At 60.7% G+C, this 26,257-nt stretch carries 21 protein-coding genes; 8 read left to right on the forward strand and 13 right to left on the reverse strand.

Annotated elements, in window-relative coordinates; all coding sequences use genetic code 11:
• Window positions 1-455: 455 nt before the first annotated feature.
• A complete protein-coding gene (locus QVG21_RS03130) occupies window positions 456-2,108 on the reverse strand; it encodes an AMP-binding protein (RefSeq protein ID WP_287922163.1) in 1,653 nt (550 codons plus the stop codon).
• Window positions 2,109-2,205: 97 nt separating this feature from the next.
• Between QVG21_RS03130 and queG the strand changes: the two genes are divergently transcribed.
• Window positions 2,206-3,126, forward strand: coding sequence for a tRNA epoxyqueuosine(34) reductase QueG (gene queG, locus QVG21_RS03135; RefSeq protein WP_287922405.1), 921 nt, complete (start codon window positions 2,206-2,208; stop codon window positions 3,124-3,126).
• A gap of 95 nt (window positions 3,127-3,221) precedes the next feature.
• Here queG and QVG21_RS03140 read toward each other — a convergent pair whose 3' ends face one another.
• Window positions 3,222-4,163, reverse strand: a complete 942-nt coding sequence (locus QVG21_RS03140) for a tetratricopeptide repeat protein (RefSeq protein WP_287922164.1) — start codon at window positions 4,161-4,163, stop codon at window positions 3,222-3,224.
• Window positions 4,164-4,266: 103 nt separating this feature from the next.
• A complete protein-coding gene (locus tag QVG21_RS03145) occupies window positions 4,267-4,716 on the reverse strand; it encodes a nucleoside deaminase (RefSeq protein WP_251214158.1) in 450 nt (149 codons plus the stop codon).
• A gap of 150 nt (window positions 4,717-4,866) precedes the next feature.
• Between QVG21_RS03145 and aspS the strand changes: the two genes are divergently transcribed.
• The 5 genes from aspS to QVG21_RS03170 all read left to right on the forward strand — a co-directional run bounded on the left by aspS (window position 4,867) and on the right by QVG21_RS03170 (window position 10,040).
• Window positions 4,867-6,627: an aspartate--tRNA ligase gene (aspS, locus tag QVG21_RS03150; protein ID WP_287922165.1), complete on the forward strand. Its 1,761-nt coding sequence runs from the start codon at window positions 4,867-4,869 to the stop codon at window positions 6,625-6,627.
• A 90-nt stretch (window positions 6,628-6,717) separates the two neighbouring features.
• Complete coding sequence (gene fabD, locus QVG21_RS03155; RefSeq protein WP_251214160.1) at window positions 6,718-7,599, forward strand: ACP S-malonyltransferase; 882 nt, start codon at window positions 6,718-6,720, stop codon at window positions 7,597-7,599.
• A 160-nt stretch (window positions 7,600-7,759) separates the two neighbouring features.
• Window positions 7,760-8,992 carry an ROK family transcriptional regulator gene (locus tag QVG21_RS03160; RefSeq protein ID WP_251214161.1) on the forward strand — a complete coding sequence of 411 codons (1,233 nt, stop codon included), beginning with the start codon at window positions 7,760-7,762 and terminating at the stop codon, window positions 8,990-8,992.
• A 28-nt stretch (window positions 8,993-9,020) separates the two neighbouring features.
• The gene (locus tag QVG21_RS03165) at window positions 9,021-9,551 is read left to right on the forward strand and encodes a GNAT family N-acetyltransferase (protein ID WP_251214162.1); all 531 of its coding nucleotides are present in this window, start codon (window positions 9,021-9,023) and stop codon (window positions 9,549-9,551) included.
• A 45-nt stretch (window positions 9,552-9,596) separates the two neighbouring features.
• Window positions 9,597-10,040, forward strand: coding sequence for a PepSY-like domain-containing protein (locus QVG21_RS03170; RefSeq protein ID WP_251214163.1), 444 nt, complete (start codon window positions 9,597-9,599; stop codon window positions 10,038-10,040).
• A gap of 7 nt (window positions 10,041-10,047) precedes the next feature.
• Here the strand turns inward: QVG21_RS03170 and QVG21_RS03175 are convergent, their stop codons facing one another.
• Genes QVG21_RS03175 through rpe form a run of 5 tightly spaced genes read right to left on the reverse strand, consistent with a single transcriptional unit; the run spans window position 10,048 to window position 15,798 of the window.
• On the reverse strand, window positions 10,048-10,623 hold the full coding sequence (locus tag QVG21_RS03175) for a M48 family metallopeptidase (protein ID WP_287922183.1): 576 nt from the start codon (window positions 10,621-10,623) through the stop codon (window positions 10,048-10,050).
• A complete protein-coding gene (locus tag QVG21_RS03180) occupies window positions 10,620-12,359 on the reverse strand; it encodes a DUF4153 domain-containing protein (RefSeq protein ID WP_287922185.1) in 1,740 nt (579 codons plus the stop codon). Before QVG21_RS03180 ends, QVG21_RS03175 begins: the two co-directional genes overlap by 4 nt.
• A gap of 55 nt (window positions 12,360-12,414) precedes the next feature.
• Window positions 12,415-13,152, reverse strand: a complete 738-nt coding sequence (gene rlmB / locus QVG21_RS03185) for a 23S rRNA (guanosine(2251)-2'-O)-methyltransferase RlmB (RefSeq protein ID WP_287922188.1) — start codon at window positions 13,150-13,152, stop codon at window positions 12,415-12,417.
• Between the two features lies 1 nt (window position 13,153).
• The gene (abc-f, locus tag QVG21_RS03190) at window positions 13,154-15,094 is read right to left on the reverse strand and encodes a ribosomal protection-like ABC-F family protein (RefSeq protein ID WP_287922191.1); all 1,941 of its coding nucleotides are present in this window, start codon (window positions 15,092-15,094) and stop codon (window positions 13,154-13,156) included.
• A gap of 53 nt (window positions 15,095-15,147) precedes the next feature.
• On the reverse strand, window positions 15,148-15,798 hold the full coding sequence (rpe, locus tag QVG21_RS03195; protein WP_287922194.1) for a ribulose-phosphate 3-epimerase: 651 nt from the start codon (window positions 15,796-15,798) through the stop codon (window positions 15,148-15,150).
• A 112-nt stretch (window positions 15,799-15,910) separates the two neighbouring features.
• Here rpe and QVG21_RS03200 point away from each other — a divergent pair, with 112 nt between their 5' ends.
• On the forward strand, window positions 15,911-17,197 hold the full coding sequence (locus QVG21_RS03200; RefSeq protein ID WP_287922197.1) for a DNA recombination protein RmuC: 1,287 nt from the start codon (window positions 15,911-15,913) through the stop codon (window positions 17,195-17,197).
• On the opposite strand, the gene tsaB is transcribed toward QVG21_RS03200, so the two are convergent.
• The 5 genes from tsaB to QVG21_RS03225 form a co-directional block, all read right to left on the reverse strand.
• Complete coding sequence (gene tsaB / locus QVG21_RS03205; RefSeq protein WP_287922200.1) at window positions 17,194-17,901, reverse strand: tRNA (adenosine(37)-N6)-threonylcarbamoyltransferase complex dimerization subunit type 1 TsaB; 708 nt, start codon at window positions 17,899-17,901, stop codon at window positions 17,194-17,196. The genes QVG21_RS03200 and tsaB overlap by 4 nt on opposite strands.
• Before the next feature lie 260 nt (window positions 17,902-18,161).
• Window positions 18,162-18,950 carry a Cof-type HAD-IIB family hydrolase gene (locus QVG21_RS03210; protein WP_287922203.1) on the reverse strand — a complete coding sequence of 263 codons (789 nt, stop codon included), beginning with the start codon at window positions 18,948-18,950 and terminating at the stop codon, window positions 18,162-18,164.
• Complete coding sequence (gene smpB / locus QVG21_RS03215; protein ID WP_251214173.1) at window positions 18,947-19,411, reverse strand: SsrA-binding protein SmpB; 465 nt, start codon at window positions 19,409-19,411, stop codon at window positions 18,947-18,949. The genes QVG21_RS03210 and smpB overlap by 4 nt, the downstream gene beginning before the upstream one ends.
• Window positions 19,412-19,641: 230 nt before the next feature.
• Entirely contained in the window at window positions 19,642-21,612 is a 1,971-nt protein-coding gene (gene dnaG / locus QVG21_RS03220; protein ID WP_251214174.1) for a DNA primase, read from the reverse strand.
• Between the two features lie 160 nt (window positions 21,613-21,772).
• Window positions 21,773-23,950: a glutamine synthetase III family protein gene (locus tag QVG21_RS03225; RefSeq protein ID WP_287922208.1), complete on the reverse strand. Its 2,178-nt coding sequence runs from the start codon at window positions 23,948-23,950 to the stop codon at window positions 21,773-21,775.
• Between the two features lie 455 nt (window positions 23,951-24,405).
• Between QVG21_RS03225 and QVG21_RS03230 the strand changes: the two genes are divergently transcribed.
• Window positions 24,406-26,256 (forward strand): methylmalonyl-CoA mutase family protein, encoded by a 1,851-nt coding sequence (locus tag QVG21_RS03230; RefSeq protein WP_287922211.1) that lies wholly within the window; start codon window positions 24,406-24,408, stop codon window positions 26,254-26,256.
• Window position 26,257: the final 1 nt, after the last annotated feature.

Raw genomic sequence — 26,257 nt, forward strand, 5'->3', positions numbered from 1 at the left:
CGACGCCGATGCCGCCCAAGGCTCCCGTCTCACGGTTGCGGAAGCCCGCAGCAGGCGGTCGAAGCAGTCGCTGGAATGAATGACAGAAAAATGAATAATGAATAGTTAATAAGGAATAATTGGGAAAGACAGGCGAAAATTATTCACTATTCATTGTTAATTATTCATTAACCCAAGTTTTCTGTCAGACTGGGATGTACAACTGGCAGCGCATCCGGAACGTTTTCGATGAGCCGAGGGCAAAGCCAAGTTTACCTGAGCTATGCCGAAGCGAGAAAACCTGCCTGAAAAGGAACGTTTCAACTGTTTGCTAAAACGTTTTAACATCCGGTAGTCGCCGCCAGCGGACTGCTGAATCTACGGGCCGCGCTGACGAAAACCGTGGCCTTCGTCATTCCGGGCCGAAGCTGCCCCCTTTATTGAGGTGAAAATCCGGCTTTTTTTTCAGAAACGCCCTATTCGGTTTTGGGCGTTTCGTCGCCTTTCTTGCGGTTGTAGAGGAAGCGGCGGATTTTCTGCGTGGGGGTCTTGACAAACTCTTCTTTCTCCTCGACGACCTCGGAAATGCGCGAAAAACGGCTGACCTTGGCGTTCACGAAGTCCATGATTTCCTTCTTGAGCTGTTCGGTCTTGGCTTCCCAGGCTTCTTTCTTGGTGTTCCATTCCTCGCGCCAGTCGTCGATCATCGCTTCGATTTCGTCGCGGTTGAAGTGGACGAGGGCCACCAAGCGCCCTTCCTGTTCGGTGACAATCGAATCGGCGATGCAGACGTGCGAATTCAGCACGCTTTCGATGTCCTCGGGATAGATGTTTTCGCCGCCCGGGCCGACAATCATGTTCTTCAGACGGCCTTTGATATAGAGCCAGCCGTCCTTGTCGAATTCGCCCAGGTCGCCCGTGCGGAACCAGCCGTCGGGGGTGAACACCTCGGCCGTGGCTTCGGGATTCTTGTAGTAACCCAACATGATGCTCGGGGTCTTGGCCACGATTTCGCCCTGCCGGGTTTCGGGGTTGACGTTTTCCAGCCGCAGCGTCACGCCCGGCGCCTGCGGACCCGTCGAACCGAGCCGCACCTGCGAAGGGGCGGCACCCGCCAACAGCGGCGCCGTCTCGGTCAGCCCGTAGCCGATGGCGTAGGGCACGCCCGATTCGAGCAGGAACTTCTCGGCCTCGCCGTCCAGCTTCGAGCCGCCGATGCCCAGGAACCGGAGCCGACGCCCGAAGAGCTTCATCAGCTTCTTGCCGGCGACCCGATGCAGGTAGCGGCGCGTGAAGCCGATGCGGTAGAGCATCCGCCAGAAGCGCGTGGAGTTGAATTTGGCCAGCACCTGGTGGCGGTAGATTTTCTCGATGATAAGCGGCACTATCAACATGACGGTCGGCCGCACCGCGCGCAGGGCGGGCATCAGGGCCGAAGCCGTGGGCGGACGGTCCATGTAGACGACCCGCGCCCCCATCGAAAAGGGATAAATCAGGCCGATAGAACATTCGTAGGTATGCGACAGCGGCAGCACCGAGAGGAAGACATCGTCGGCCTGCACCGGGAAAATCGACGAAGACAAGGTAACCTGCGCGCAGAGCGCCGCGTGGGTGAGCATGACGCCCTTGGGCTTCGAGGTGGTGCCCGAAGTGTAGATGATAGCGGCCAGGTCCTCGGGCTTGGGCTCGCCGACCGACCCGGCGCCGCAGACGCGCTGGGCGATGATGCCCAGATTCTTCGTGCGCACGACGACGTTGAGCCGCCCGATGGTCTCCTTGGAGAGCTTGGTGAAAAGTTTGTCCGACACGAGCAGCGCCTTGGCTTCGGAGTGCTCGATAATCATGTCGAGCTCCTCGCCCGAGAAGTCGGGCAGGATGGGCACGACGACCATGCCGGCGGCCGTGACGGCAAAATAACAGACGCCCCAGTTGGGCATGCTGCTGCTCAGCAGCGCCACCTTGTCGCCGGCCGAAAGGCCCGCTTCGGTGAGTATCCGCTGGACTTTTTCGATGCGGCGGCCCGCCTCGGCGTAGGTCACGTCGTCGCCCTCGAACATCGAAAAGGCCACGCGCGAAGCGAAACGGTCGACGCTGTGGCGCACCAGCTCGCAAAGTGTATTGAATGCCATATAAAATTCGGTTTAACAGCCTTTCGGTCAGGCAGAATTCGGTACAAACTTACGAATTTCCGGCCGAAAATCCCTATTTTTGGGGCAAAATATCGCCATGCTCGACCGTTCGACCATCAAAAAACTTGCCGCCGAAGCGGGGTTCGACCTCTGCGGAGTGGCCCCGTGCCGCCATCTGGACGACGGCGAACGGCGTTTCCGCGAGTGGCTGGCCCAAGGCCGGCAGGCTTCGCTGAGCTACCTGGAACGCAACGCCGAGAAGCGGTTCGACCCGCGGCTGCTGGTCGAGGGGGCCCGCACAGCGGTGGTCTGTGCCGTGAGCTACAAGAACCTCACGAGCGAGGGCTACCCCGCCGACCACCGCGCCAAAATTGCGTCGTACGCCTGCACCCGCGACTACCACGCCACCATCAAGGAGATGCTGGCCCGGCTGTTCGGGGCACTGAAAGCCGACCGCCCCACCCTCGGCGGACGCATGTTCGTCGACACGGCGCCGCTGGCCGAGAAGCAGCTGGCCGTCGATGCGGGGCTCGGCTGGCTCGGGCGGCAGTCGCTGCTGGTCACGCCCCGGCACGGCACCTATATATTATTGGGCGAACTGATTCTGTGCGACGAGACGGAGAGCTACGACACGCCGTTCGGCGGCCCGCGCTGCGGCGAGTGCCGCAACTGCATCGACGCCTGCCCCACGGGCGCCGTAGCGGAGAACCGCACCATCGACGCCCGCCGCTGCATCTCGTGCCGCACCATCGAACGCGAAACGTCCGGAACCCTGGACCTCGACGGCTGGATTTTCGGCTGCGACGGCTGCCAGAGCTGCTGCCCCTACAACCGCCGGGCACCCCTGCACGCCAATCCGGCTTTCGGACCGCTGTTCGACCCGGCCGCCATGACGCCCGCCGACTGGCTCGCGATGACCGAAGAACAATTCACCGCCCGATTCGGCCATACGCCCCTCACTCGCAGCGGGCTGCAGCGCATACAGCGGAACATCGGGCAAAACGGACGACTAAAATAAAAAGCAGCTTCGGCTGCTTTTTATTTCAACGACGGCACGAAAAAAGCCGTTCCGGGTTTGTCCGGAACGGCAAGGAACAGCGAACGGAACCGCCCCTACTTGGAGAGCTCGGCCAATGCGGCGGCGGCGTTCTGAGCGGCGGGACCTGCGGTCACCTGCTTGAACGCCTCGATAGCCTGGGGCTTCATGTCGCGGGCATTGTAAGCGGCACCCAACAGGTAGTACATCAGCGACTTGTCGGCTTCGTCGGTCTGAGCGGCCGCAGCGGCTTCGCCCAGCTCGATCACTTTGGCGTAGTCCTTCTTGTTGGCGTAAGCCTGCAAACGCACGTTCTGGAACAGCGCGCTTTCGGGATTCTTCTCCAACTGCGCGTCGGCCATGGCGATGATACCGTCGAAATCACCGGCCTGCTGCATCGCGGCCACCTTGTTGTTGGTATAGAGGGCCATCATTTCCTTGGCCTTGGCGACGTCCTCGGCATACTTGGGATGGGTCTTGGCGGCGATGGCCTCGTAAATCTCCATGCCCTCGGCGTAGTTGCCCATCTCGCAGTAGCTCATGGCAAGGTTGAGCGCCATGCCCGTGTTGTCGGGGTCGGCCTTGTAGCCCTTGGCGAAGATCTCGGCCGCCGTAGCGTAGTCCTTGTTGTTGAAGGCTTCGCCGCCCTGGATATGGTACATCTTGGCCACCCAGCCGTTGGCCCTGGCCAAATACTGCATGTCACCGTAGAGCTCGGCCAACTCGGCCGCCTTGATGAAATGGGTCAGCGCCGTAGCGTAGTCCTTGTTGCGCATGGCAGCGGCACCGCCCAGCTGGAAGTAGCACTTGGGAAGCGCCGACTTGGCCGTGGCGACCATCGAAGCGGCTTCGTCGAGGTCCATGCCCTGGTCGATGACCTGCTCGAACTTGGCGGCGGCCGTGGCGAAATCCTTGGCGCTGTAGGCGGCCGCAGCTTCGTTGTAGATGGGAGTTACATCCTGCGCCGAGAGCGATACCGTCGCCAGCAGCGCGATTGCCGAAACAAACAACTTTTTCATCTTATACGTAATTTTTTAGAATTGCGGTTTTTCGTGCCTTTCGCAGCAACGATGGAGACAAAAGTATAAAATAATTTCCTTTTTTTCAAAACGCGGCGCCCGCTTATTGGCGCAGCGACGCAAAAAACGCGCCCATCAACTCCTCGCACTCCTCGCGCAGGACACCCCGGGCGACGGTGGTCTTGGGGTGGAAGACCTGGTCGGAATAACACCGATACCCCTTTTTGGGGTCGTCGGCGCCCCACACCACGCGCCCGACCTGCGCCCAACCGATGGCCCCGGCGCACATGATGCACGGCTCGACCGTCACGTACAACGTACACTGCTGCAAGTATTTGCCGCCCAAAGTCGACGCCGCGGCCGTGAGGGCCTGCATCTCGGCATGGGCCGTCGGGTCGGCCAGCGTCTCGACGAGGTTGTGGCCCCGCCCGATGACACGCCCCTCGCCGACGACCACCGCCCCGACAGGCACCTCCTGCTGGTCGAACGCTTTGCGGGCCTCGCTTAGTGCCTGCCGCATGAATTTTTCGTCGGTCTGCTGCTGGTTCTCCATCGTCAATGAATCGTAATGTGCGCCCAAAATTAACGAAAATCGCCCGACCGGCCTATGCCTGCGCGAAAAAATTGCGAATTGTGAATTATGAATTATGAATTTTATCTACCTTTGTAAATTGCAAGAAGCAAACAAAAACACCTTTTATATATGTACAGAACCCATACGTGCGGCGCCCTCAGGGCCGACAACGTCAACCAGACCGTCACCCTGGCGGGATGGGTGCAGAAAGTAAGAAACCTCGGAGCCATGACCTTCATCGACCTGCGCGACCGCTACGGTCTGACGCAGATTGTCGTCGAAGAACACAGCCCCGCCGAGGCGCGCGAGACGGCGGCCCGCGTGGGACGCGAATGGGTGCTGCAAGTCACGGGCCGTGTCATCGAACGCGAATCGAAGAACCCCAAGATGCCGACGGGCGACATCGAAGTGACGGCCGAGCGCATCGAAGTGCTCAACGAAGCGCAGACCCCGCCTTTCACCATCGAGGAGAATTCCGACGGCGGCGACGACCTGCGCATGAAATACCGCTACCTCGACCTGCGGCGCGCGCCGCTTCAGCGCAACATGATTCTGCGGCACAAGATGGCGCAGGAAATCCGCCGTTTTCTGGACAGCGAGGGATTCCTCGAAATCGAAACGCCCTACCTGGTAGGTTCCACACCCGAGGGGGCGCGCGACTTCGTGGTGCCCAGCCGCATGAACCCCAACCAGTTCTACGCCCTGCCCCAGTCGCCGCAGACGCTCAAGCAACTTCTGATGGTGGCCGGCTACGACCGCTATTTCCAGATCGTGCGCTGCTTCCGCGACGAGGACCTGCGCGCCGACCGCCAGCCCGAGTTCACGCAGATCGACTGCGAAATGGCGTTCGTCGAACAGGAAGACATCCTCGAAGTATTCGAGCGCTGGGCCAAGCACATGTTCCGCACGGTCATGAACGTCGAATTCACAGAACCGCTGCGCCGCATGCCGTGGATCGAGGCGATGGAGAAATACGGTTCGGACAAGCCCGACCTGCGCTTCGGCATGGAATTCACCGACCTGACCGACCTGGCCCAAGGCCACGGTTTCAGCGTCTTCGACGATGCGGAGTACGTCACCGGATTCGCCGCCCCGGGCTGCGCGGCCTACACCCGCAAACAAATCGACGCCCTCACCGAATTCGTCAAGCGCCCGCAGGTCGGCGCCAAGGGCCTTGTCTGGATCCGCATGGAGGAGGGCGGTGTGAAGTCCTCCGTCGACAAATTCTACTCGCCCGACGAGGTGCGCGCGATGGCCGAACGCTGCGGCGCCAAGGCGGGCGACATGGTTTTCATCCTCTGCGGCAAGAAATTCAAGGCGCTGACGCAGCTCTGCGCCCTGCGTCTGGAGGTGGCCCAGCAGCTGGGCTTGCGCGACCCCAAGAAATTCGCGCCGCTGTGGGTCGTCGACTTCCCGATGTTCGAGTGGGACGACGAGACGCAGCGCTTCTACGCCATGCACCACCCGTTCACCTCGCCCAAACCCGAAGACATCCAGTATCTTGAGAGCGACCCCGGCCGCGTGCGCGCCAACGCCTACGACTTCGTGTGCAACGGCACCGAAATCGGCGGCGGCTCCATCCGAATCCACGACGCCAAGCTCCAGGCCACGATTTTCAAATGCCTGGGCTTCACGCCAGAGAAAGCGCAGGAACAGTTCGGCTTCCTGATGAACGCCTTCAAATTCGGCGCCCCGCCCCACGGCGGACTGGCGTTCGGCTTCGACCGCCTGTGCTCGCTCTTCGGCGGCAGCGAGTCGATCCGCGACTACATCGCTTTCCCGAAGAACAACGCGGGCCGCGACGTCATGCTCGACGCTCCGTCGCAGATAGACCCGGCGCAGCTGGACGAACTTTTCCTGGAACTGCGCCCCGTCAAGGAGAATGAATAGGGCGAACAAGCACCTTTGACCTTTCACTTTTCAAATTTCACCTTATTTTCCGTATCTTTGCCTCCGCAAACGAATAAAAACCGCAAACTTATGAAACACGCATACGTATTTCCGGGTCAGGGCGCCCAGGCCGTCGGCATGGGCAAGGACCTCTACGACAACGTACCCGCAGCCAAGGAGCTGTTCGAGAAAGCCAACGAAATCCTCGGCTTCCGCATCACCGACATCATGTTCGCCGGGACGGACGAGGAACTGAAACAGACCAAGGTCACGCAGCCTGCCGTCTTCCTCCACTCGGTCATCATGGCCAAGGCACTGGGCGTGAAGCCCGACGCCGTAGCCGGACACTCGCTGGGCGAATTCTCGGCCCTGGTAGTCAGCGGCGCCCTCTCGTTCGAGGACGGTCTGCGGCTTGTGTCGAAGCGTGCGCAGGCCATGCAGGCCGCATGCGAGGCACAGCCCGGCACGATGGCCGCCGTACTGGGTCTGGACGACAAGACGGTCGAGGAAATCTGCGCGTCGGTCGACGGCGTCGTGGTGGCGGCCAACTACAACTGCCCGGGCCAGCTTGTCATCTCGGGTGCCGTGGAAGCTGTGGACGCCGCCTGCGAGAAAGCCAAGGCCGCCGGAGCACGCCGCGCCCTGCGTCTGCCTGTGGGCGGAGCGTTCCACTCGCCGCTCATGGAACCCGCCAAGCAGGAACTCGAAAAGGCCATTGCCGAAGCACCGTTCCAGACCCCGACGTGCCCCATCTACCAGAACGTGGACGCCAAACCCTACACCGACCCTGCACAAATCAAGGCCAATCTGATTGCGCAGCTGACAGCTCCGGTCCGCTGGACCTACATCGTCAAGGAGATGCTTTCCGACGGAGTGACCGAATTCACCGAACTGGGCCCCGGCACCGTACTGCAAGGACTCATCCGCAAAGTCGACGCCGAAGCGGCCGTCGAATCGAAATCGACGCTGTAGGCAACCGCCTCACACACACCGAAAGGAAGACTTCGCAACCGAAGTCTTCCTTTTTATATGCGGTCGGGTCGGGCGAAGATTATTAAAATTGATTAAAAACAATCGCCGTTTCTAAAATAATTCGTTATATTTGCACCGTTCGCAACAAAACATACAGAGAATGACATCGCTGACCGAATTTTTCAACAAGCACGAAGACGAAACCCTCAAAGGCATCTCCCACAAGAACAGCCTTATCAAGCGCAACATCATCGCGCACATGGCCATCAACGGCGAGTGCACGCTCTCGGAGCTGACCAAGGAACTGCACATCAGCGTCCCGACCATCACCAAACTGGTGCAGGAACTGGTCGACGAAAACATCGTTTCCGACCTGGGCAAGGTCGAAACCCCGGGCGGACGCCGCCCCAACGTCTTCGGACTGGCCAATTCGGCCATCTACTTCGCAGGCGTCAACGTGGGCCGCGACAACATGCGGTTTCTGATTACCGACCTGCAGAACAACATCATCAAAGAGGAAAACGACTTCACGTTCGAGCTGCAGGACCGCCCGCAGTGCATGGAACGCATCTGCACCAGCATCGAAGAATTCATAGCCAACTGCGGCATCGACCGCGGCAAGATTCTGGGCCTGGGCGTCTGCATGACGGGCCGCGTCAACCCCGAAACGGGCCGCAGCTACAAATACTTCACCTCGTCGGAACAGTCGCTGCGCGACCTGCTCGAAGAACGCGTCGGCATCCGGGTGCTGCTTGAAAACGACACCCGCGCGCGCTGCTATGCGGAATACACCTGCGGCAAATCCAAGGACGACCGCAACGTACTCTACCTCCACATGGGCCGCGGCGTAGCCATCGGCATCGTGGTCGACGGCCAACTCTACCGCGGCAAGAGCGGCTTTGCGGGCGAATTCGGCCATATCCCGTTCTTCGACAACGAAATTATCTGCTCGTGCGGCAAGAAAGGCTGCCTGGAAACCGAAGTGTCGGGCATAGCCATCGAAGACAAGATGTGCCGGATGATCGAAAAAGGGGTCAACACCATCCTGCGGGAACAATACGACCAACAGAAAACCATCCACATCGACGACATCATCGCCGCGGCGAAGAACGACGACAATCTCTCCATCGAACTTATCGAGGAAGCGGGCGAAAAAGTGGGCAAGGCCGTGGCGTTCCTGATCAACACGTTCAACCCCGAGACGGTCATCGTGGGCGGCAACCTGGCGGCCGCGGGCGACTACATCATGCTGCCGCTCAAGTCGGCGACCAACAAATATTCGCTCAATCTTGTATATAAGGACACCAAGTTCCGCGTCTCGAAGATGAGCGAAAACGCCAACGCCTGGGGCGTGGCGATGCTTATCCGCAACAAGGTAATCGGCCTGGTGTAACCCTCCGGAACGGAAAATCGCAGAACGGATGGCTCGGACGGCATTGCAGGGCCCCACGGTGCGGCTGCGGGCCGTGGAACCGGACGACGTGGAAATCATGTACCTTTGGGAAAACGACCCGGAGGTATGGCGCGTGAGCGGGACTTTGGCACCATTTTCGCGGCATGCGCTCATGAAATTCGTCGAGGAGCAGCACTCCGACGTCTATCTGACGCGGCAGCTGCGACTGATTATCGAGAACCCCGAGGGAAAGGCCGCGGGCACGCTCGACCTCTTCGAGCTCGACCCCCTCAACCGCCGGGCGGGCGTGGGCATACTGGTCTACGACAAGTCCGAACGGTGCCGGGGCTACGCTTCCGAAGCGCTCGGCCTGCTCGAAGGCTATGCCCGCCGCACGCTTGGGCTTCATCAGCTCTGGTGCGAGGTGGACGCCGCCAACGCAGCGAGCCTGCGCCTGTTCGGCCGGGCCGGATACGTCCGCACCGGCTGCAAACGCGACTGGACCCTCACCCCGGAAGGCTTCCGCGACCTGCTGACCCTGCAACTGATAATGGATTGAGAAACCTCGCAAGGAGTATTTCACCAATTTATTATCTTTTTCGCTATGAAAAAAACATTCGCCACACTGGCAGTCGCTCTGTTCGCTACGGCAGGCGTCTTCGCAGGCAACATCAAGGAATCGTCGGTTCCGGCCGTCGTGAAAAGCTACGTGTTGAAGAGCTACCCGCGCGTTTCGCCCGTGGAGTGGAACTACGAGGAGAAAGGCAACTACTACAACGCCGAGTTCAAGATCGACGGCGCCAACTACAGCCTTGACATCTCGCCCGAAGGCACACTCATCAACTCGACCAACGAAATCGCCGCCGTGCAGCTGCCCGCAGCCGCCAACGCCTACATCGCCAAGCAGTTCCCCGGTTTCCAGGTCAAGGAAGCCCGCAAGCTCGTGCGCCGCGGTTCGACCTACTACGAAGCCGACATCCACGGACAGAACAGCAACCAGATGCTGACTTTCTCCGAGAGCGGCAAACTGCTCGACAAGAAGTTGTAATCGCTTTTCAGCGAATCGAAAAAGCCCTCAGCTCACGCGAGAGGGCTTTTTCATGCCCGCCCGTGAGCCGGTCGACCAGCGCGTGGAACCGCGGCGAATGGTCGTGGTGGACGGTATGGCAGAGCTCGTGGATGATGACGAAATCGCGCAGGTGCTCGGGCAGGGTCATCAGAAAGAGGCTCAGCGAGATGCTGCCCTTTGCCGAGCAACTCCCCCACTTGGTGCGGGCCGCACGGACGGTGAGCTTTTCGTACCTCAGTCCCGTCTGCCGCGAGAGCCGGGCCGCGCGTTCCGGCAGGTCGGCCTTGGCCGCCCGGCGCAGCTCCTCGATACGGGCCTTTTCTTCCTCGGGCGGAAGCGCAGGAGCCAGCGCTGCCCGGCGGGCCGCAAGGCGCTGACGGGCCGTTTCGACCCAACCGGCCTTTTCGTCCAGGAAAGCCAGGGCCCGGCGCTGCGACACCCCGCGCGGATACGAGACCCGCACGGCACCCGACGGCCGCACCCGAATCGAGACGCGCCGGGCCCGCGGCGACTGCGACAGCACGACCTCGCCCAGCCGCGGATGGTCGAAGACGGAAATCATCGGGTCAGCACGACGTCGACCGAGACCTTATCGACCCGCAGCGCCGAATCGCTCCGCTCGAACCACACTTCGGAAAAGACGACGGCCAGTTCCTTGCTTCTGTAAACCAGCAGCTCGTCGTTTTTCTCCCGAATCGCCGCTTCGTCCGGCACGCTCCCCGGAGCGAGGCCCGCCTGCCGCAGCAGATTGCCGAGAAGCTCCTCCGCCGGAACGGCGACATCGGGATGCAACCCGGCAAAATGGAGGTTCAACGTGCTGTCGGTCAATTCATAATAAGGATATTGCCCCGAATTCCAACTCCGCCACTCCGTATAAAGCGCCGAATAGCCGCCGATTCCGTCCACACGGAATCCCCGTTGCGTCTCCGCACTCCAGAACGTCTCGACCACCTCCACTGTGTCGGCCGCCGAATTCCAGCCGTAGAGCACATAATTGGAATATTCTGCCGGAACCGCGTTCCGGATTTCGCGCATCGGCACGCCGAAGCGACGGAAAGCCACCGTATCGCGGTCGGCCACGTAGTCCGCCGCTTCGTAAAAATTGCGGAACCGGGGTTTGCTCGCGCTGTCGATCTGCCGGAAAGCATCCAGCTGCAAAGCTCCCTCCCCGTCGAGCAGCTCCAGCTCCCCGGCAATCCTCACGGCACGATGCAACTGCGAACGCACGGCCACGCGCTCGGGTTCGAGCGCAGGCACATAGGCCAGCGCCGCAAAGAGCACGAAACCAGCGGCGCAGACCCAGTGGTAACGAGCCGTCCGCCGCATAAGGAACAACAGCACGCAAAGGGTCATCAACCCTCCGCAGGCCACCAACCACACGCGCGGCTCGGTCAGTCCGTATTCGCCCACGCGGCGCCCCACGCCGACCCAGAAAAGCACCAGCAGCGGTAGCGACACCAGGCTGAAACGGTCGAAAAACCAGTCGTAACGGCGCTCCGCCAACACTAACTGCAACGCCTTGACGACCAACGCCGTGATAGTGAATCCGAAAACCAGGTAGGCCACGCCGCCCGCGGGCAGCGACCACGCGACCACGATTTTGACCGCATAGAGGTAGAGGATGGCCGTATAGACCAGCAGCGCCGGGGTCACGATGTAGTCGAGCAGAACCGCCAGAATCCGGTTGGCCTTGACCTGAGCGTCGCGCCACCGCTCGGCCATCATCAGAAACAGGCACGGCGCAGCCAACGATTCGGAGAGAATCGCCGCATAGGTCCAAACGTGGTCGATCCACCTGCCGTGCAGGCCGAAGATGTAGGTCGTCGAAAAGAGAATAGCGGCGAAAAGCCCCAGCGCCACATTGGCGAACAATTCAGCCAGCAGCAGTGACCGCAGCCACACGATGGCGTCGCTCACGAAACATTCGTTGCGGGCTTCGCGGCGACACATCAGCAGGGCCAGCGGCGCAAGAATCAGCAGGCTGACAAGATACTGCGTCTCGCCGACCCAGTCGTTCAGCCCGCTCCACAGCGACAGCGGAACCAAGGGCATCCACACCACCCAATAAACCTTGCGCCACGGCCCGCGGCCCGCTAACCGGCTGACGGCCAACGCCAACACGAAGAAGAGCGGCACGACCGCCGCCCGACAGAAGCCCTGCGACCAATCGGCCTCGTAGGCCACCAGCCACACCACGCACGCATACACGGCCAACAGCAACTCGACCGGATAATTCCGCGCCACCTGCACCATCCCCTCGCGGAAGATGCGCCAATAATGTTTCGGATTGAATTTCATAGGATTTTATCGAATAGAGGCGAGCACCCGGCCAAAACTATTCATTATTAATTATTCACGATTCATTGATTCGTTGCCGCACGACCTCGAACAGCATCACCGCAGCCGCGGCCGAGACGTTCAGCGATTCGATATGGCCGATAAGCGGAATGGCCAGCTGCTCGTCGCACATCTTCAGCACTTCTTTCGAGATGCCCGTATCCTCGGCTCCCATGACAAGGACCGTCGGTTTGCGGAAATCGGCGTCGTAGAGTAGCTTGCGGCTCTTTTCGGTCGCGGCGACCACTTGGAATCCTTCGGCTTGCAGCGCCTTGAGTGTGTTGCGCACCGAACCCACGCGGCACACCGGAATCGTCGTCAGCGCCCCGGCCGACGAGCGGATCGCTTCGGCGTTGACCGGAGCGGAGTTCTTGAGCGGCGCAATCAAACCGTGGGCCCCGGCGCATTCGGCCGAACGGGCGATGGCGCCGAAGTTACGGACGTCGGTCACCCCGTCGAAAAGCACCACGAGGGGCGTTTCGTCTTCGGGCACCCGTTCCAGAATGTCGGCCAACTCCACGTACTCGATAGCGGCAATCTGCGCCACAGCACCCTGGTGGTTGCCGCGCGTCAGGCGGTTCAGCTTCTCGACAGGCACCTCCTGATAACGCAGGCGGTGCCGCGCGCAGAGGTCCTTCAACTCCTGCATCAATTGCCCCTCGGCCCCCTTGCGCAGGTAGAGACGTTCGATTTGCTTGCCCGCCTCGATGGCTTCGGCCACGGGGCGGATACCGAAAATAAGATTATTGTTCATATTATTGTTCTTCCGTTATTTCCAATTCGTAGGAAGCCTTCTCCCACTCGTGCATCTGGTGGTCGTAACGGGCCTTGAGCTCGTTGTAAGCCTTGTAATCGGCTTCGTTGTACTCGGTCGCCGCGGCGAATTTCGTGTCGTAATCGGCAATCTGCCGCTCGATGTCGGCCAGCCCGGCTTCGATGGTCTCGACCGCCTTGCGGAGCTTGCGCACCAACTTCTCCTGCTCCTTTTTCTGCTCGTAGGAGAGTTTGCCGGAAGCGGCGCCGGATTTCTCGGGGACGCCTTTGGACCTCTCGGGAGCGTCGTGCCGCTCGATTTCCTGCAACGATTCGAGTTTGCGCTTTTCCAGGAAATAGTAGATGCCGCCCAAATACTCCTTGACCGCGCCGTCGCGGAACTCGTAGACCTTGTCGACCATGCCGTCGAGGAATTCGCGGTCGTGCGACACGACCACCACCGTGCCGTCGTACTTCATGATGGCGCTCTTGAGAATGTCTTTCGAGCGCATGTCCATATGGTTGGTGGGCTCGTCGAGCACCAGCAGGTTGCGCGGTTCGAGCATCATGCGGGCCATCGCCAGCCGGGCCCGTTCACCGCCCGAGAGCACCTTCACCTTCTTGTCGATCTCCTCGCCGCGGAACAGGAACGCCCCCAGGATGTCGCGCAGGCGCGTGCGGATGTCGCCCACAGCCACGCGGTCGAGCGTATCGTAGACCGTGAATTCGCCGTCCATCAGGTCGTCCTGGTTCTGCGCATAGTAACCTATGTTGACGTTGGCCCCCAGCCGGACCGACCCCTCGGTGGGGGTCAGCTGGCCGATGAGCATCCGTGCAAGGGTCGTCTTGCCCTCGCCGTTGCGGCCCACCAGCGCGATGCGGTCGCCCTTGCCGATGGTGAAGTTCGCGCCGCCGAACACGCGTTTCGCGCCGAACGACATCCCGGCGTCCTTGATTTCGGCCACCACCTGCCCCGAACGCGGCGCGGGCGGGAACTTGATGTTGAGCGTCGCCAGGTCTTCCTCCTCGACCTCCAGCCGGTCGAGGCGTTCGAGCTGCTTGATGCGCGACTGCACCTGGTTGGACTTCGTAGGCTTGTAGCGGAACTTCTCGATGAACTCCTCGGTCTTCTCGATCATCCGCTGCTGGTTCTCGTAGGCAGCCAGCTGCTGCGCCCGCCGTTCGGCCCGCAGGACCACATATTTGGAGTAGGAAACCTTGTAGTCGGTCACCTTGCCCAACGACAGCTCGACGGTGCGGTTGGTCACGTTGTCCAGAAAAGCCCGGTCGTGCGAAATCAGCAGCACGGCGCCGCTGTAATTGCGCAGGTACTCCTCCAGCCACTGGATGGATTCGATGTCGAGGTGGTTGGTCGGCTCGTCGAGCAGAAAAATCGAGGGACGGCGCAACAGCAGCTTGGCCAGCTCGATGCGCATGCGCCAGCCGCCCGAAAACTCGCTCGTCGCACGGCCGAAGTCCTCGCGCTTGAAACCCAGCCCCAAGAGCGTCTTCTCGATGTCGGCGTCGCGCGTCTCGCCGCCAAGAATATGGTAGTGGTCCTGCGCGTCGTTGAGCCGATGAAGCAACTGCTCGTAGTCGGCGCTCTCGTAGTCGGTGCGCTCGGCGATCTCGCGCGTCAGCCGCTCGATTTCGGCCTCTATGCGCAACACCTCCTCGAACGCCTTGGCCGTCTCGTCGGCCAGGGTCGTGGTATCGGCCACGCGCATGGTCTGCGGCAGGTAACCGATGGTACACTCGCCGTTGACCGTCACGGCGCCCGACGTGGGCTGCTGCTCGCCGGTGATGATGCGCAGCAGCGTAGTCTTGCCCGCGCCGTTCTTGCCCACGAGCCCGATGCGGTCCTTGGGGTTTATCAGAAACGAGATATTGTCGAAAAGGGTCCAGCCGCCGTAGCTGACCGTCAGGTTGTCCAATGAAATCATAGCGACAAAGGTAGCGATTTATCGCGACAATCGCCCCATTGCCGGCCGGGAATTCAAGCTTCGAGCATCCGGACGATTTCGGCTTGGGGGTCGGCGGCGCCGAACACGCTGCTGCCCGCCACCAAGACGTCGGCCCCGGCGGCGTAGATTTCGCCTGCATTGCGGGCCGAAATACCGCCGTCGACCTCGATAAGGGTGTCGAGCCCCTGCTGGCGGGTCATCGCCCGCAAGTCGGCGATTTTCTGCAACGCTTCGGGGATGAACGCCTGCCCGCCGAAACCGGGCTCGACGCTCATTATCAGCACCATGTCGACCAACGGCAGGATGTCGCGCAGCACCTCGACCGGAGTGGCGGGCTTGACGGAAATACCCACCCGCGCCCCGGCCTTGCGAATCAAACCGATGCACGCCCTCACGTCGGCCGTGGCTTCGTAGTGGAACGTAAGAATGTCAGCCCCGGCTTCGGCGAAACGCCCGACGTAGCGTTCCGGCCCGACAATCATCAGATGGACGTCCAGACATTTGTCCGACGCCTTGCGGATGGCTTTCAGCACCGGGAATCCGAACGAGATGTTGGGCACGAACACGCCGTCCATCACGTCGATATGAATCCATTCGGCGGCACTGCGGTGGACCATGCGGGTGTCGCGGTCGAGGTGGCCGAAGTCGGCCGAAAGCATCGAGGGGGCTACTATACGGGGCATAGGCGGGATTTTTCACAAAAATACAAAACAAATCGCAGGCCGCAACGCCCCCGCCCCATAAATTCGGTGCGCAGACCTGCACAGCTCGAAATTATTTACTACCTTCGTGCGTATGAATACGACCCTTATCATCGCCCTGGTCCTCCTCGGGGCGCTTGCCGCAGCCCTTGCAGCCCTCTGCATCCTGCAACGGCGCGAAGCCCGGCGGCTTGCGGCAGAGAAAACCGCCGCTCAGGAAGATTTGCGCATCCTCGCGGCGGCCCGCGCCGAGAGCGACGCCCTGCGCACACGCGCCGAAGCCGAACTTGCGGCCCTGCAACGCCGCACGGCCGAGGAACGCGAAGCGGAGAAACAGCGCCGCGAAAAGGAGGAGGAGACCCTGCGGCTCCAATTCCGCAACTTAGCGACCGAAATCCTCGGCGAGCAGTCGCAGCGCTTCCGGCAAACGAGCCAGGAATCCATCGACCTGCTGCTCAAGCCTTTCAAGGACAACATCGCCGACTTCCGCAAACGCGTCGAAGAAATCTACACCACGCAGACTTCGCAGCGCGGCGAACTGAAAAACGAACTGCAACGGCTCATGGAGCTCAACCGTTCGATTTCGGCCGAGGCGCAGAACCTTACCAACGCCCTCAAAGGCAACTCCAAGGTGCAGGGCGACTGGGGCGAGATGCTCCTGGAAACCATCCTCGACAACTCGTCGCTGCTGAAAGGCATCCATTACGAAACGCAGTACAACATCAAAGATGCCGAGGGACGCAACCTGCGGCCCGACGTGGTGCTGCACCTGCCGGAGAAGAAGCACATCGTCATCGACTCGAAAGTTTCGCTGACGGCCTTTCTGGGCTACACGGCGGCCGAAGACGAGGAGGAACGGCGCCGCCAGCTGGCCGCCCACGTGGCGTCGGTGCGCCAGCACGTCAGCGAACTGGGACGCAAGGAGTACCAGCGGCTTTTGGATTCGCCCGACTTCGTCATCATGTTCGTCCCCAACGAACCGGCCTTTCTCGCGGCCTTGCAGAACGACCCGGCCATCTGGGCCGACGCCTACGAAAAGAAAGTCATCGTCTCGTCGCCGACCAACCTGTTCGCGCTGCTGAAGCTGGTGGCCGACCTCTGGAAATACAACGACCAGGACAAGAACACCAAGGAGATAGCCGCCTGCGGACTGAAACTCTACGAACAGCTGGTGGCTTTTACCTCCTCGCTCGAAAGCGTCGGCACGGCGCTGGGCAAGGCCCGCGACGCCTACGACGACGCCCACAAACGCCTCTGCACCGGCAACGACAACATCATCCGCGTGGGCGAACGCCTGCGCAAAACCGCCCGGCTCCAAGCCAGGCGGCAGCACGATCCCCGCACGCTCGAACTCGCCGGCAGCGAGGAGGAGAACGATTAGAAGAGTTTTTTCTTCGCCGTCGTGACGACGAAATCCTTGAGATAGAACGGCTCGAAGTACGCGACGTCTTCCGTGCGGCCCTCGTCGAGCGCCTGCTGAGCCAGCCGCGCCAGCCCGCGGGCCGACGGCGCCACCTCGACCAACTGCGCGTCGGGCAGCACCCCGGCGCACTTGCGGGCACCGTTGCCGAAGATGACGAACGGACGGCCCTCCGCCCGGAACGCCGCGAAACTCTCCGCGCCGACCACCTCGGCCACCACCTCCGACTGCGCCGCGCCTGCGCTGTCGAACACCTGCGCATAGACTTCCATACGCCGGGCATCGACCATCGGGCACAACAGCGCCCGGTCCCAGTCGCCGACCGCGAGAATCCCGGCCTCGTGGTCCTCGCGCGCCACTTCGGCCAGCGCGTCGAGCGACCCGACCGCCAACAGCGGTTTGCCCAAGCCGTAGCAGAGCCCTTTGGCGAACGACACGCCGATGCGCAGCCCCGTGTAGGAACCGGGCCCCTTGCCCACGGCCACCGCGTCGAGCTCGTCGGGCGCAATGCCCGTTTCGCGCAGCAGCTCGTCGACGAAAAGCCCCACCTTGCGGGCGTGGTCGCGGCCCTCGTCGCTTTCGCGCAGAGAGACCAGCTCGCCGTCGCGGGCAATCCCCACCGAACAGATGTCGGTGCCGGTTTCGATACAAAGAATCAGAGACATGTTTTTCAGAGGTGAAAAGTGAAAGGTGAATTTTACGAGTAAGCGAGGGCAGAGAGTGCTTGCAGGCTATGCCGAGCGCAAGCAAAATCAAACATTTTGCGAATAAGCGAAGGCAGAGAGTGCTTTTTGTCATTCAACCGCTCGCGGGCCCGGCTGGGGCGGTCGCGCTGTAAGCGCGAGCCGGGCCCCGCGCAAAGTCATTGCCCCGTAAGCATAAACAGAGACCGTCGGATCAATTTTTAATTCTTAATTTTTCATTTTTAATTTTCGCTACCGATTACGCCGAAACGAATCAGCGCCTTGCGGATTCCGTCGTCGTCGACCGAAGCCGTGACATAATCCGCCGCGGCCTGCACCTCCGGCCCCGCCTCGCCCATCGCCACGCCGACGCCTGCGGCCCGCAGCATGGGTATGTCGTTGCCACCGTCGCCGAACGCCATGATTTCGTCGGCCGCCAATCCGAACCGGGCCGCCATTGCCGCCACGCCTTTGGCCTTGTCGGTCCCGCAGGCGTTGATGTCGGTGAAAATCGGGCACCAACGGTTGGCTGCCAGTCCGGGCAGCTGCGGCATGATGCGCCGCTGGGTTTCCTCGTTGCAGAAAAAGCACATCTGGCAACAGGTGCGTCGGGCGAACAGCGCCCGCAGGTCCACGGCTTCCGGCACGGGGTGGGCTATCGAGTACGCCATCCGCACCACTTCGGGGGTCACGCGGTCCACGAAAATCCCGTCGTCGAACTCCAGCGCCACGGCGAATCCCAGCTCCTCGGCCAACTCCATGCTGCGCTCGAAATCGGCCTGCGGAATCGGGCGGCAGGCGATGCACTCGCCGTCGGAGAGCCGGCATTCGGCCCCGTTGAGCGCCACCACCCCATCGCGCGGAATCCCGGCTATGAGCCCCAGGTCTCCCGCGGCCCGGCCCGTGGCGATGAAAATCCGCACGCCGCGCCCGTGGGCCGCCGCCAACGCTTCGCGCGTAGAGTCGGGCACCCGGTGGGTCGCGAAACTCACGAGCGTACCGTCGACGTCGAAAAAGAGCGCCCGAATCATCGCCTGAAGTTTTTCAGTGCCTTGTCCATCTCGCGCTTCGCGTCGTTCTCCTTGAGGTACTCGCGCTTGTCGTAGGACTTGCGGCCGCGGGCCAGCCCGATGACGACCTTGGCCAAACCGCGGTCGTTGAGAAAGAGCCGCAGCCCCACGACGGTCAGCCCCTTGTCCTGCGCAAGGCGCTGGAGCTTGGCGATTTCGCGGGCCGTCAGCAGGAGTTTGCGGTCGCGGCGCGGCGCGTGGTTGTTACAAGTACCCCAATCGTATTCGGCGATGTTGACCCCGCGTATCCACACCTCGCCCTTGTCGAAATAGCAGTAGGAATCGGTCATCGAAGCCTTTCCGGCACGCACCGACTTGATTTCGGTGCCGACCAGCACGATGCCTGCGGTCCACTCCTCGAGAATTTCGTAATCGAAGGTGGCCCGCTTGTTCCGGATATTGATTTTTTTCTGTTCGCTCATTGCCTTGTCTGCGGTTTTCCGGCCGATGTCCCGTCCGTGCCCCCGCATCGGCCAAAACGGCACGCGAATTGCAACGTATGGTCGCAGAGGGCGGGAATCGGTTTAAGGTAACCAATTTCTTTATCTTTTCAGATATGTTTTACACATCTTTCTGTTTATTTTCTGTTTGCACACGGTATGCGCAGCGATGCGTGTACGACCCGAAGCCCGCCCTCTTTTTAATTTCCACCTTATAATATAAGTCTTTGCAGTTTCCGGGCCATGGTCACCTTGGCGCGGTTCAGGGCGGCGAGCCGCTGCATGATTTCGGTCACCTGTTCGTCGGTGAGTTCGTCGCCGAGCTTGGCCTGGCACTCCTTTATCAACCCCTCGATGACCTTGGTCTTGTAGAGCGCCACGGCCTTGGGCACCCCCACGGCCAACATCTCGGCGTCGCTCTCCACATGCACGTCCTTGCGCTTCCAGAGCTCGCTGGGCACATAGTTGTCGTCCGAAAAAAGCAAGTCGACCGACACGTTGCACACCTCGGGGTCGCTGTGGTTGGTGAACAGATGCGCCGGAACCTCGACCCCGACGCCCGACTGCTGCCATTGCTCGCAGTAGGCCGCGCGTATCTTGTCGTACTGGGGATTGCGGAACGTCAGCCCGCCGTCGGCCAGCTCGTCGAAGATGACCTCGGCCACGTTGCACGCCACCATGGTGCGCCCCTCCTTGAAGTCGAACGAACAATGCCCGTACTTGAGCAGGTATTTGCACAGCTCGCGTTCCAGCGCATCGGTGCTGCTACCGGCCTCGACCTCGCGCACGTACTCCACCTCGGGTTCGCGCGGCGTCTCGCGGCGCAGGGTCGTCTGCCGCCGCACAAATTCGTCGGTCTCGCGGTCGCCCGTGGTCGAAAGCCGCTTGCGCGCCACCTCGGAGATGAGAATCTGTTCGTCGATCTCCATGATGCGGGCGCACTCCTTGATGTAGACGGCCCGCTGGATGGAATCGGGAATCTGCGCGACGGACTGCACCATGTCGCCGATAAGCGACGCCTTCTTGATGGGGTCGCCCTGCGCGTCCTCCAACAGCAGCTTGGCCTTGAACGCCAGGAAATCCTGTTCGTTGGTGCGGATATACTCCTGCAGTTCGGCCGCCGTGTGGCTCCGGGCGAACGAATCGGGGTCCTCGGGCTCGGGCAGCAGCACGACGCGCACGTTCATGCCCTCCTTGAGGATCATGTCGATACCGCGCAGCGACGCATGGATACCCGCCGAATCGCCGTCGTAGATGACCGTGATGTTCTTCGTAAAGCGGTTCAGCAGGCGTATCTGCTCCGTCGTGAGCGACGTACCGGACGACGCGACGACGTTCTCGACCCCGGCCTGGTGCATCGAAATGACGTCGGTGTAGCCCTCCACCATGATGGCGAAGTCCTGCTGCTGGATGGCTTTCTTGGCGAAATAGAGACCGTAGAGTTCGCGCTTCTTGCTGTATATCTCGCTCTCGGGCGAATTCTGGTACTTGGCGACTTTCTTGTCGGTGCGGAGCGTACGGCCGCCGAACGCCACGATACGGCCCGAAATATTGTGGACCGGGAACATCACCCGGTCGTGGAAACGGTCGAAGAGCGAACCGTCGCTCTCGCGCTTGAGCGACAGACCCGTCGAGAGGAGGAATTCCTCCTTGTACCCGGCGGCCAGCGCGTCCTTGGACATCTTGTCGCCCTTGGCCGGGCAGAAACCGAGACCGAATTTCTGAATCGTGGCGTCGGTCATGCCGCGCGTCTGGCGGAAATAGGCCATGCCGACGCTCATCCCCTCGCTCTCGTGGTGCAGATAGTCGGCGAAGTAGTCGGCCGCCCAACCATTGAGCGCAAACATGGATTCGCGGTCGTTGTTGCGCCGCTCCTCCTCGGGGGTGAGCTCCTTCTCCTTGACCTCGATGCCGTAGCGCTTGGCCACCATCTTGAGCGCTTCGGGATAGGTGACGTTCTCGTGTTCCATCAGGAACGTCACGGCGTTGCCGCCCTTGCCGCAGCCGAAACACTTGTAGACGCCCTTGGAGGGCGAAACGACGAACGACGGGGTCTTCTCGTTGTGGAACGGACAGCACGCCTGGTAGTTCACGCCTTTGCGCTTGAGCGTGACGAAGTCGCCGACAATATCCACGATATTGGCGGCGGCATAGATGCGGTCTACTGTCTCCCGGTCGATCATACGTGCAAAGATAGGGAAAACCGAATTAAGAATTAAACATTAGGAATTAAAAATGTCATTGCGGCCCGTCGCGGCTCCGGGACCACAGAGCGGAGCGCACAAAAAGCTCCCTGCCGAAACAACTGCGACAGGGAGCGGAAAATGCGGACCGTTGGCGCGCCTACCGGATAAAGAGCAGCTCGCGGTACTTGGGCAGGGGCCATATCTGGTCGTCGACGATCTCTTCGAGCTTGTCGATATGGTGGCGGATTTCGTCGAAGAAGACCGCCACGGTGTCGTGGTAGGCGACGGCCTTTTCGCGCTGGTCCTCGATGCGGTTGGCCTTCTTGCGCGCTTCGGTCATCTCGTCGGTCAGTCTCTGAATCGCCGTCGTGTGGTCCTGTATCTTCTTGATAAGGGCGATGTCGGCCGTCGACTTCAGTTCGGGAATCTGCTGGAGCTTGTAGACCTTGTCCAACAACAGCGCTTCGTACTTCGACGCGATAGGAACGATGTGGTTCATCGCCAGGTCGCCCAGCACACGGCCCTCGATCTGAATCTTCTTGGTGTAGGTCTCCCACTTCACCTCGGTGCGGGCTTCGAGTTCGACCCGGGTGTAAACCCCCATCTGGCCGAACATCCGCAGCGACTCCTTGTCGAGGTAGCGGTCGAAAACCAGCGGCGTGGAAGTCTCGCAGTCGAGCCCGCGCTTCGCGGCTTCGGCCTTCCATTCGTCCGAATAGCCGTTGCCGTCGAAGCGGACGGCGCGGCACTCCTTGATCATCTTCTTCAAGACTTCGTAGATGGCCTTTTCTTTCTTGGCCCCGGCTTCGATTTTGGCGTCGACGGCCTGCTTGAAGTGCGTGAGTTCGTCGGCCACGGCCGTGTTGAGCGTAATCATCGCCTCGGCGCAGTTGTCCGACGAACCCACGGCGCGGAACTCGAAGCGGTTGCCCGTGAAGGCGAACGGCGAGGTGCGGTTGCGGTCGGTGTTGTCCAAGAGCAGCGTCGGGATATGCGAAATGCCGCTCATCTTGAAGACGTTCTTGGCATCGAAGCGGATGGCGTCGTCGCCCTTGGACGCGGCCAATTTGTCTAAAACGGCCGAGACCTGCGACCCGAGGAACGTCGAAATGATGGCCGGGGGCGCTTCGTTGGCGCCCAGACGGTGGGCGTTCGTCGCACTCATGATGGAGGCTTTCAGCAGGCCGTTATGCTTGTAGACCGCCGAGACGACGTTGACCAGGAACGTAATGAACTGCAGATTCTCCGACGCCGTTTTGCCCGGGCCGAGCAGGTTCACCCCCGTGTCGGTGCCCAGCGACCAGTTGTTGTGCTTGCCCGAACCGTTGATGCCCTTGAACGGCTTTTCGTGCAGCAGCACACGGAACCGATGGCGGCGGGCTATCTTGTCCATGATGGTCATCAGCAGCTGGTTGTGGTCGTTGGCAAGGTTGGCTTCCTCGTAGACGGGGGCCAGTTCGAACTGGTTGGGCGCCACCTCGTTATGACGTGTCTTGACGGGGATGCCCAGCAACAGACATTCGTATTCCAACTCTTTCATGAACGACATGACGCGCGTGGGGATGGCCCCGAAATAGTGGTCTTCGAGCTGCTGGTTCTTGGCCGATTCGTGACCCATGAGCGTGCGGCCCGTCAGCACCAGGTCGGGGCGGATGGCCCACAAACTTTCGTCGACCAGGAAATACTCCTGCTCCCAGCCCAAATACGACACGACCTTTTCGACGTTCTTGTCGAAGTAATGGCATACCTCCGTAGCGGCCTTGTCGACGGCGGTCAGCGAACGCAGCAGGGGCACCTTGTAGTCGAGCGCCTCGCCCGTATAGGCGATGAAGACGGTCGGGACGCAGAGCGTCGTGTCGACGATGAAAGCGGGCGACGCAGGGTCCCACGCCGAATAACCGCGCGCCTCGAAGGTATTGCGGATACCGCCGTTGGGGAACGACGAGGCGTCGGGCTCCTGCTGCACGAGCAGCTTGCCCGAAAACGCCTCCAGCACCCCGCCGCAGTTGTCCGGCTCGGCGAACGCGTCGTGCTTCTCGGCCGTACCGCCCGTCAGCGGCTGGAACCAGTGGGTATAGTGGTCGGCGCCGTGCTCCAACGCCCACTGGCGCATGCCGGCAGCCACGCTGTCGGCGATGTCGAAGGGCAGCGGCGTGCCGTTCTCCATGGTGTTGACAAGCGCGTTGAACGTGCTTTTGTCCAAGTACTTGCGCATGGCATCGCGGCCGAAGACCTTGGCGCCGAAATAGTCCGAGGGCCGGCCGGCGGGAATCTTCACCTCGGCGGCCGTGTGGTTGATGGCCGCATCGACCATCTTGAACCTGAGTAACGACATGATTTTCCGATTTTGGGATTTGCAGTTTTCGCCCGGCGTTCGCTCGCCGCCGGATCTGCGGACAAAGGTAAAAACTTTTCGTTTTCGTTGTTTTCCGAAAATCGCACTTTTTCGCAAAAACGCGTAATTTTTCATCATTTTTCCGAAAAATAGGTATGATTTTTCGCATATGCGCCGATTTTTCGGGTCATTTTTCCGAAAACATGGTGAATTTTCAAGCGATTCTTCCGAAAACTCCGATTTTCGATTTTCCGGAATTTTGAAGTATTATAGGATAATTTTGGAATAAATAACGCATAATACACACGAATAGCGATGCCGAAGATTTTTCGTCGCGCCGCTCCTCAAAATGACAATGAACATCAATTATTAATTATTCCTTATTTATTATTCACCAATTATTTTATACCTTTACGTGCAATTTGAAAGCACATTCAACTAATCTCAAAATAGTTATGGCAAATACCAAACAAGAAAAGCTGTTCGCCGAATTCCCGGCCGTGCCGACCGCACAGTGGGAAGAGGCGATTACGGCCGACCTGAAAGGTGCTGACTACGAACGCAAACTGGTATGGCGCACGGGCGAAGGATTCAACGTGCGGCCCTACTACCGCGCCGAGAACCTCGAAGGTCTGCGCTTCCTGGGCTCGCAGGCGGGCGAGTTCCCCTACGTGCGCGGCACGCACGCCCACAACCGCTGGCGCGTACACCAGACGGTGACCGTCGCCGACGCTTCGACAGCCAACGCCGAAGCGTTGCAGCTCTTGGGTTCGGGCGTCGACTCGCTGGGCTTCCACATCGCCAAGGCCGACTTCTCGGCAGCCGAGCTCGACACGCTCCTGCGCGACATCCACCTGCCTGCCGTCGACCTCGTATTCTGCGGCGAGAAGATGGGGCGCTTCGCCGACCTGGTGCTGGCCAAACTCGAAAAGGAGGGCATAGCCAAGGAAGACGCCCGCATCATGTTCGTCATCGACCCGCTGGTCAAGAACCTTTCGTCCAAGGGCGACTTCTGCTCGCCCGACGGCAAGGAGTGCTTCGACCGTATCGCCGAACTGCTCCGCAAGACCAAGGACTACAAGCACATCCGCGTCATCAACGTCTCGGCGCAGATTTTCGGCAACTCGGGTTCGACCATCGTCGAGGAACTGGCGTTCGCCCTCTCGGCCGGTCATGACTACTTAGTGCGGCTGACGGAGGCCGGGCTGACCGTCGACGAAGTAGCGCGCAAGATGCGCTTTTCGTTCAGCGTTTCGTCCAACTATTTCCTCGAAATCGCCAAACTGCGCGCCGCCCGCATGCTGTGGGCCAACATCGTCAAGGGTTACAACCCCGAGAAGAACTGCGCAGGCAAGATGCTGATCCACGCCGAGACCTCGCGCTGGAACCAGACCGTCTACGACCCCTATGTCAACATGCTGCGCGGCACGACGGAAGCCATGTCGGCGGCCATCGGCGGGGTGCACTCGCTGGAAGTGACGCCGTTCGACCGTGCGTTCGAGGCGCCGACCGAATTCGCCAAGCGCATTGCCCGCAACGTGGAACTGCTGCTCAAGCACGAATCGCACTTCGACCAGGTAGTCGACCCGGCGGGCGGCTCGTACTACATCGAGAACCTCACGCAGTCCATCGCCGACGAAGCGTGGAAACTCTTCCTTGAAATCGAGGAAAAGGGCGGCTACACAGCGGCCTACAAAGCCGGCGTCATCGTCGAGAAAGTCAAGGCTTCGGCCGCCAACAAGGACAAGAACATCGCTACGCGCCGTCAGATTCTCTTAGGCGCCAACCAATTCCCCAACTTCACGGAAGTGGCGCCCGCCGAAATCACGGCCGACACGGTAACGCGTGCCGCCGCCGAAGGCAACGTACTGACCCCCTACCGAGGTGCGATGGCGTTCGAGGAGATGCGTCTGCATGTGGACCGCTCGGGCAAGCAGCCCAAGGCGTTCATGCTCACGTGCGGCAACCTGGCGATGGCCCGTGCCCGTGCGCAGTTCTCGTGCAACTTCTTTGCATGCGCCGGAATCCGGGTACAGGACAACACGTTCTTCAAATCGCTCGAAGACGGCGTTGCCGCGGCCCTCGAATCGAAAGCCGAAATCGTGGTAGTCTGCGCCTCGGACGACGACTACGCCGAAGCAACGCCGAAAATCAAGGAACTGCTTGGCGGCAAGGCCATCCTGGTGGTGGCCGGAGCTCCGGCCTGCGCACCCGAACTGGAAGCGCAGGGCATCACGAACTTCATCAACGTGAAGTCGAACGTGCTCGAAACACTGAAGTTCTACCTTAAAGAAATGGGAATCTGAC

Source organism: Alistipes sp. UBA6068 (assembly GCF_949428155.1).
GTDB classification, from domain to species: Bacteria; Bacteroidota; Bacteroidia; order Bacteroidales; family Rikenellaceae; genus Alistipes; species Alistipes muris.

Excerpts from the sequence above, each read along its gene's own strand:
- QVG21_RS03130 (WP_287922163.1), bottom strand. The coding sequence starts at position 2,108 with ATGGCATTCAATACACTTTGCGAGCTGGTGCGCCACAGCGTCGACCGT.
- queG (WP_287922405.1), top strand. The coding sequence starts at position 2,206 with ATGCTCGACCGTTCGACCATCAAAAAACTTGCCGCCGAAGCGGGGTTC.
- QVG21_RS03140 (WP_287922164.1), bottom strand. The coding sequence starts at position 4,163 with ATGAAAAAGTTGTTTGTTTCGGCAATCGCGCTGCTGGCGACGGTATCG.
- QVG21_RS03145 (WP_251214158.1), bottom strand. The coding sequence starts at position 4,716 with ATGGAGAACCAGCAGCAGACCGACGAAAAATTCATGCGGCAGGCACTA.
- aspS (WP_287922165.1), top strand. The coding sequence starts at position 4,867 with ATGTACAGAACCCATACGTGCGGCGCCCTCAGGGCCGACAACGTCAAC.
- fabD (WP_251214160.1), top strand. The coding sequence starts at position 6,718 with ATGAAACACGCATACGTATTTCCGGGTCAGGGCGCCCAGGCCGTCGGC.
- QVG21_RS03160 (WP_251214161.1), top strand. The coding sequence starts at position 7,760 with ATGACATCGCTGACCGAATTTTTCAACAAGCACGAAGACGAAACCCTC.
- QVG21_RS03165 (WP_251214162.1), top strand. The coding sequence starts at position 9,021 with ATGGCTCGGACGGCATTGCAGGGCCCCACGGTGCGGCTGCGGGCCGTG.
- QVG21_RS03170 (WP_251214163.1), top strand. The coding sequence starts at position 9,597 with ATGAAAAAAACATTCGCCACACTGGCAGTCGCTCTGTTCGCTACGGCA.
- QVG21_RS03175 (WP_287922183.1), bottom strand. The coding sequence starts at position 10,623 with ATGATTTCCGTCTTCGACCATCCGCGGCTGGGCGAGGTCGTGCTGTCG.
- QVG21_RS03180 (WP_287922185.1), bottom strand. The coding sequence starts at position 12,359 with ATGAAATTCAATCCGAAACATTATTGGCGCATCTTCCGCGAGGGGATG.
- rlmB (WP_287922188.1), bottom strand. The coding sequence starts at position 13,152 with ATGAACAATAATCTTATTTTCGGTATCCGCCCCGTGGCCGAAGCCATC.
- abc-f (WP_287922191.1), bottom strand. The coding sequence starts at position 15,094 with ATGATTTCATTGGACAACCTGACGGTCAGCTACGGCGGCTGGACCCTT.
- rpe (WP_287922194.1), bottom strand. The coding sequence starts at position 15,798 with ATGCCCCGTATAGTAGCCCCCTCGATGCTTTCGGCCGACTTCGGCCAC.
- QVG21_RS03200 (WP_287922197.1), top strand. The coding sequence starts at position 15,911 with ATGAATACGACCCTTATCATCGCCCTGGTCCTCCTCGGGGCGCTTGCC.
- tsaB (WP_287922200.1), bottom strand. The coding sequence starts at position 17,901 with ATGTCTCTGATTCTTTGTATCGAAACCGGCACCGACATCTGTTCGGTG.
- QVG21_RS03210 (WP_287922203.1), bottom strand. The coding sequence starts at position 18,950 with ATGATTCGGGCGCTCTTTTTCGACGTCGACGGTACGCTCGTGAGTTTC.
- smpB (WP_251214173.1), bottom strand. The coding sequence starts at position 19,411 with ATGAGCGAACAGAAAAAAATCAATATCCGGAACAAGCGGGCCACCTTC.
- dnaG (WP_251214174.1), bottom strand. The coding sequence starts at position 21,612 with ATGATCGACCGGGAGACAGTAGACCGCATCTATGCCGCCGCCAATATC.
- QVG21_RS03225 (WP_287922208.1), bottom strand. The coding sequence starts at position 23,950 with ATGTCGTTACTCAGGTTCAAGATGGTCGATGCGGCCATCAACCACACG.
- QVG21_RS03230 (WP_287922211.1), top strand. The coding sequence starts at position 24,406 with ATGGCAAATACCAAACAAGAAAAGCTGTTCGCCGAATTCCCGGCCGTG.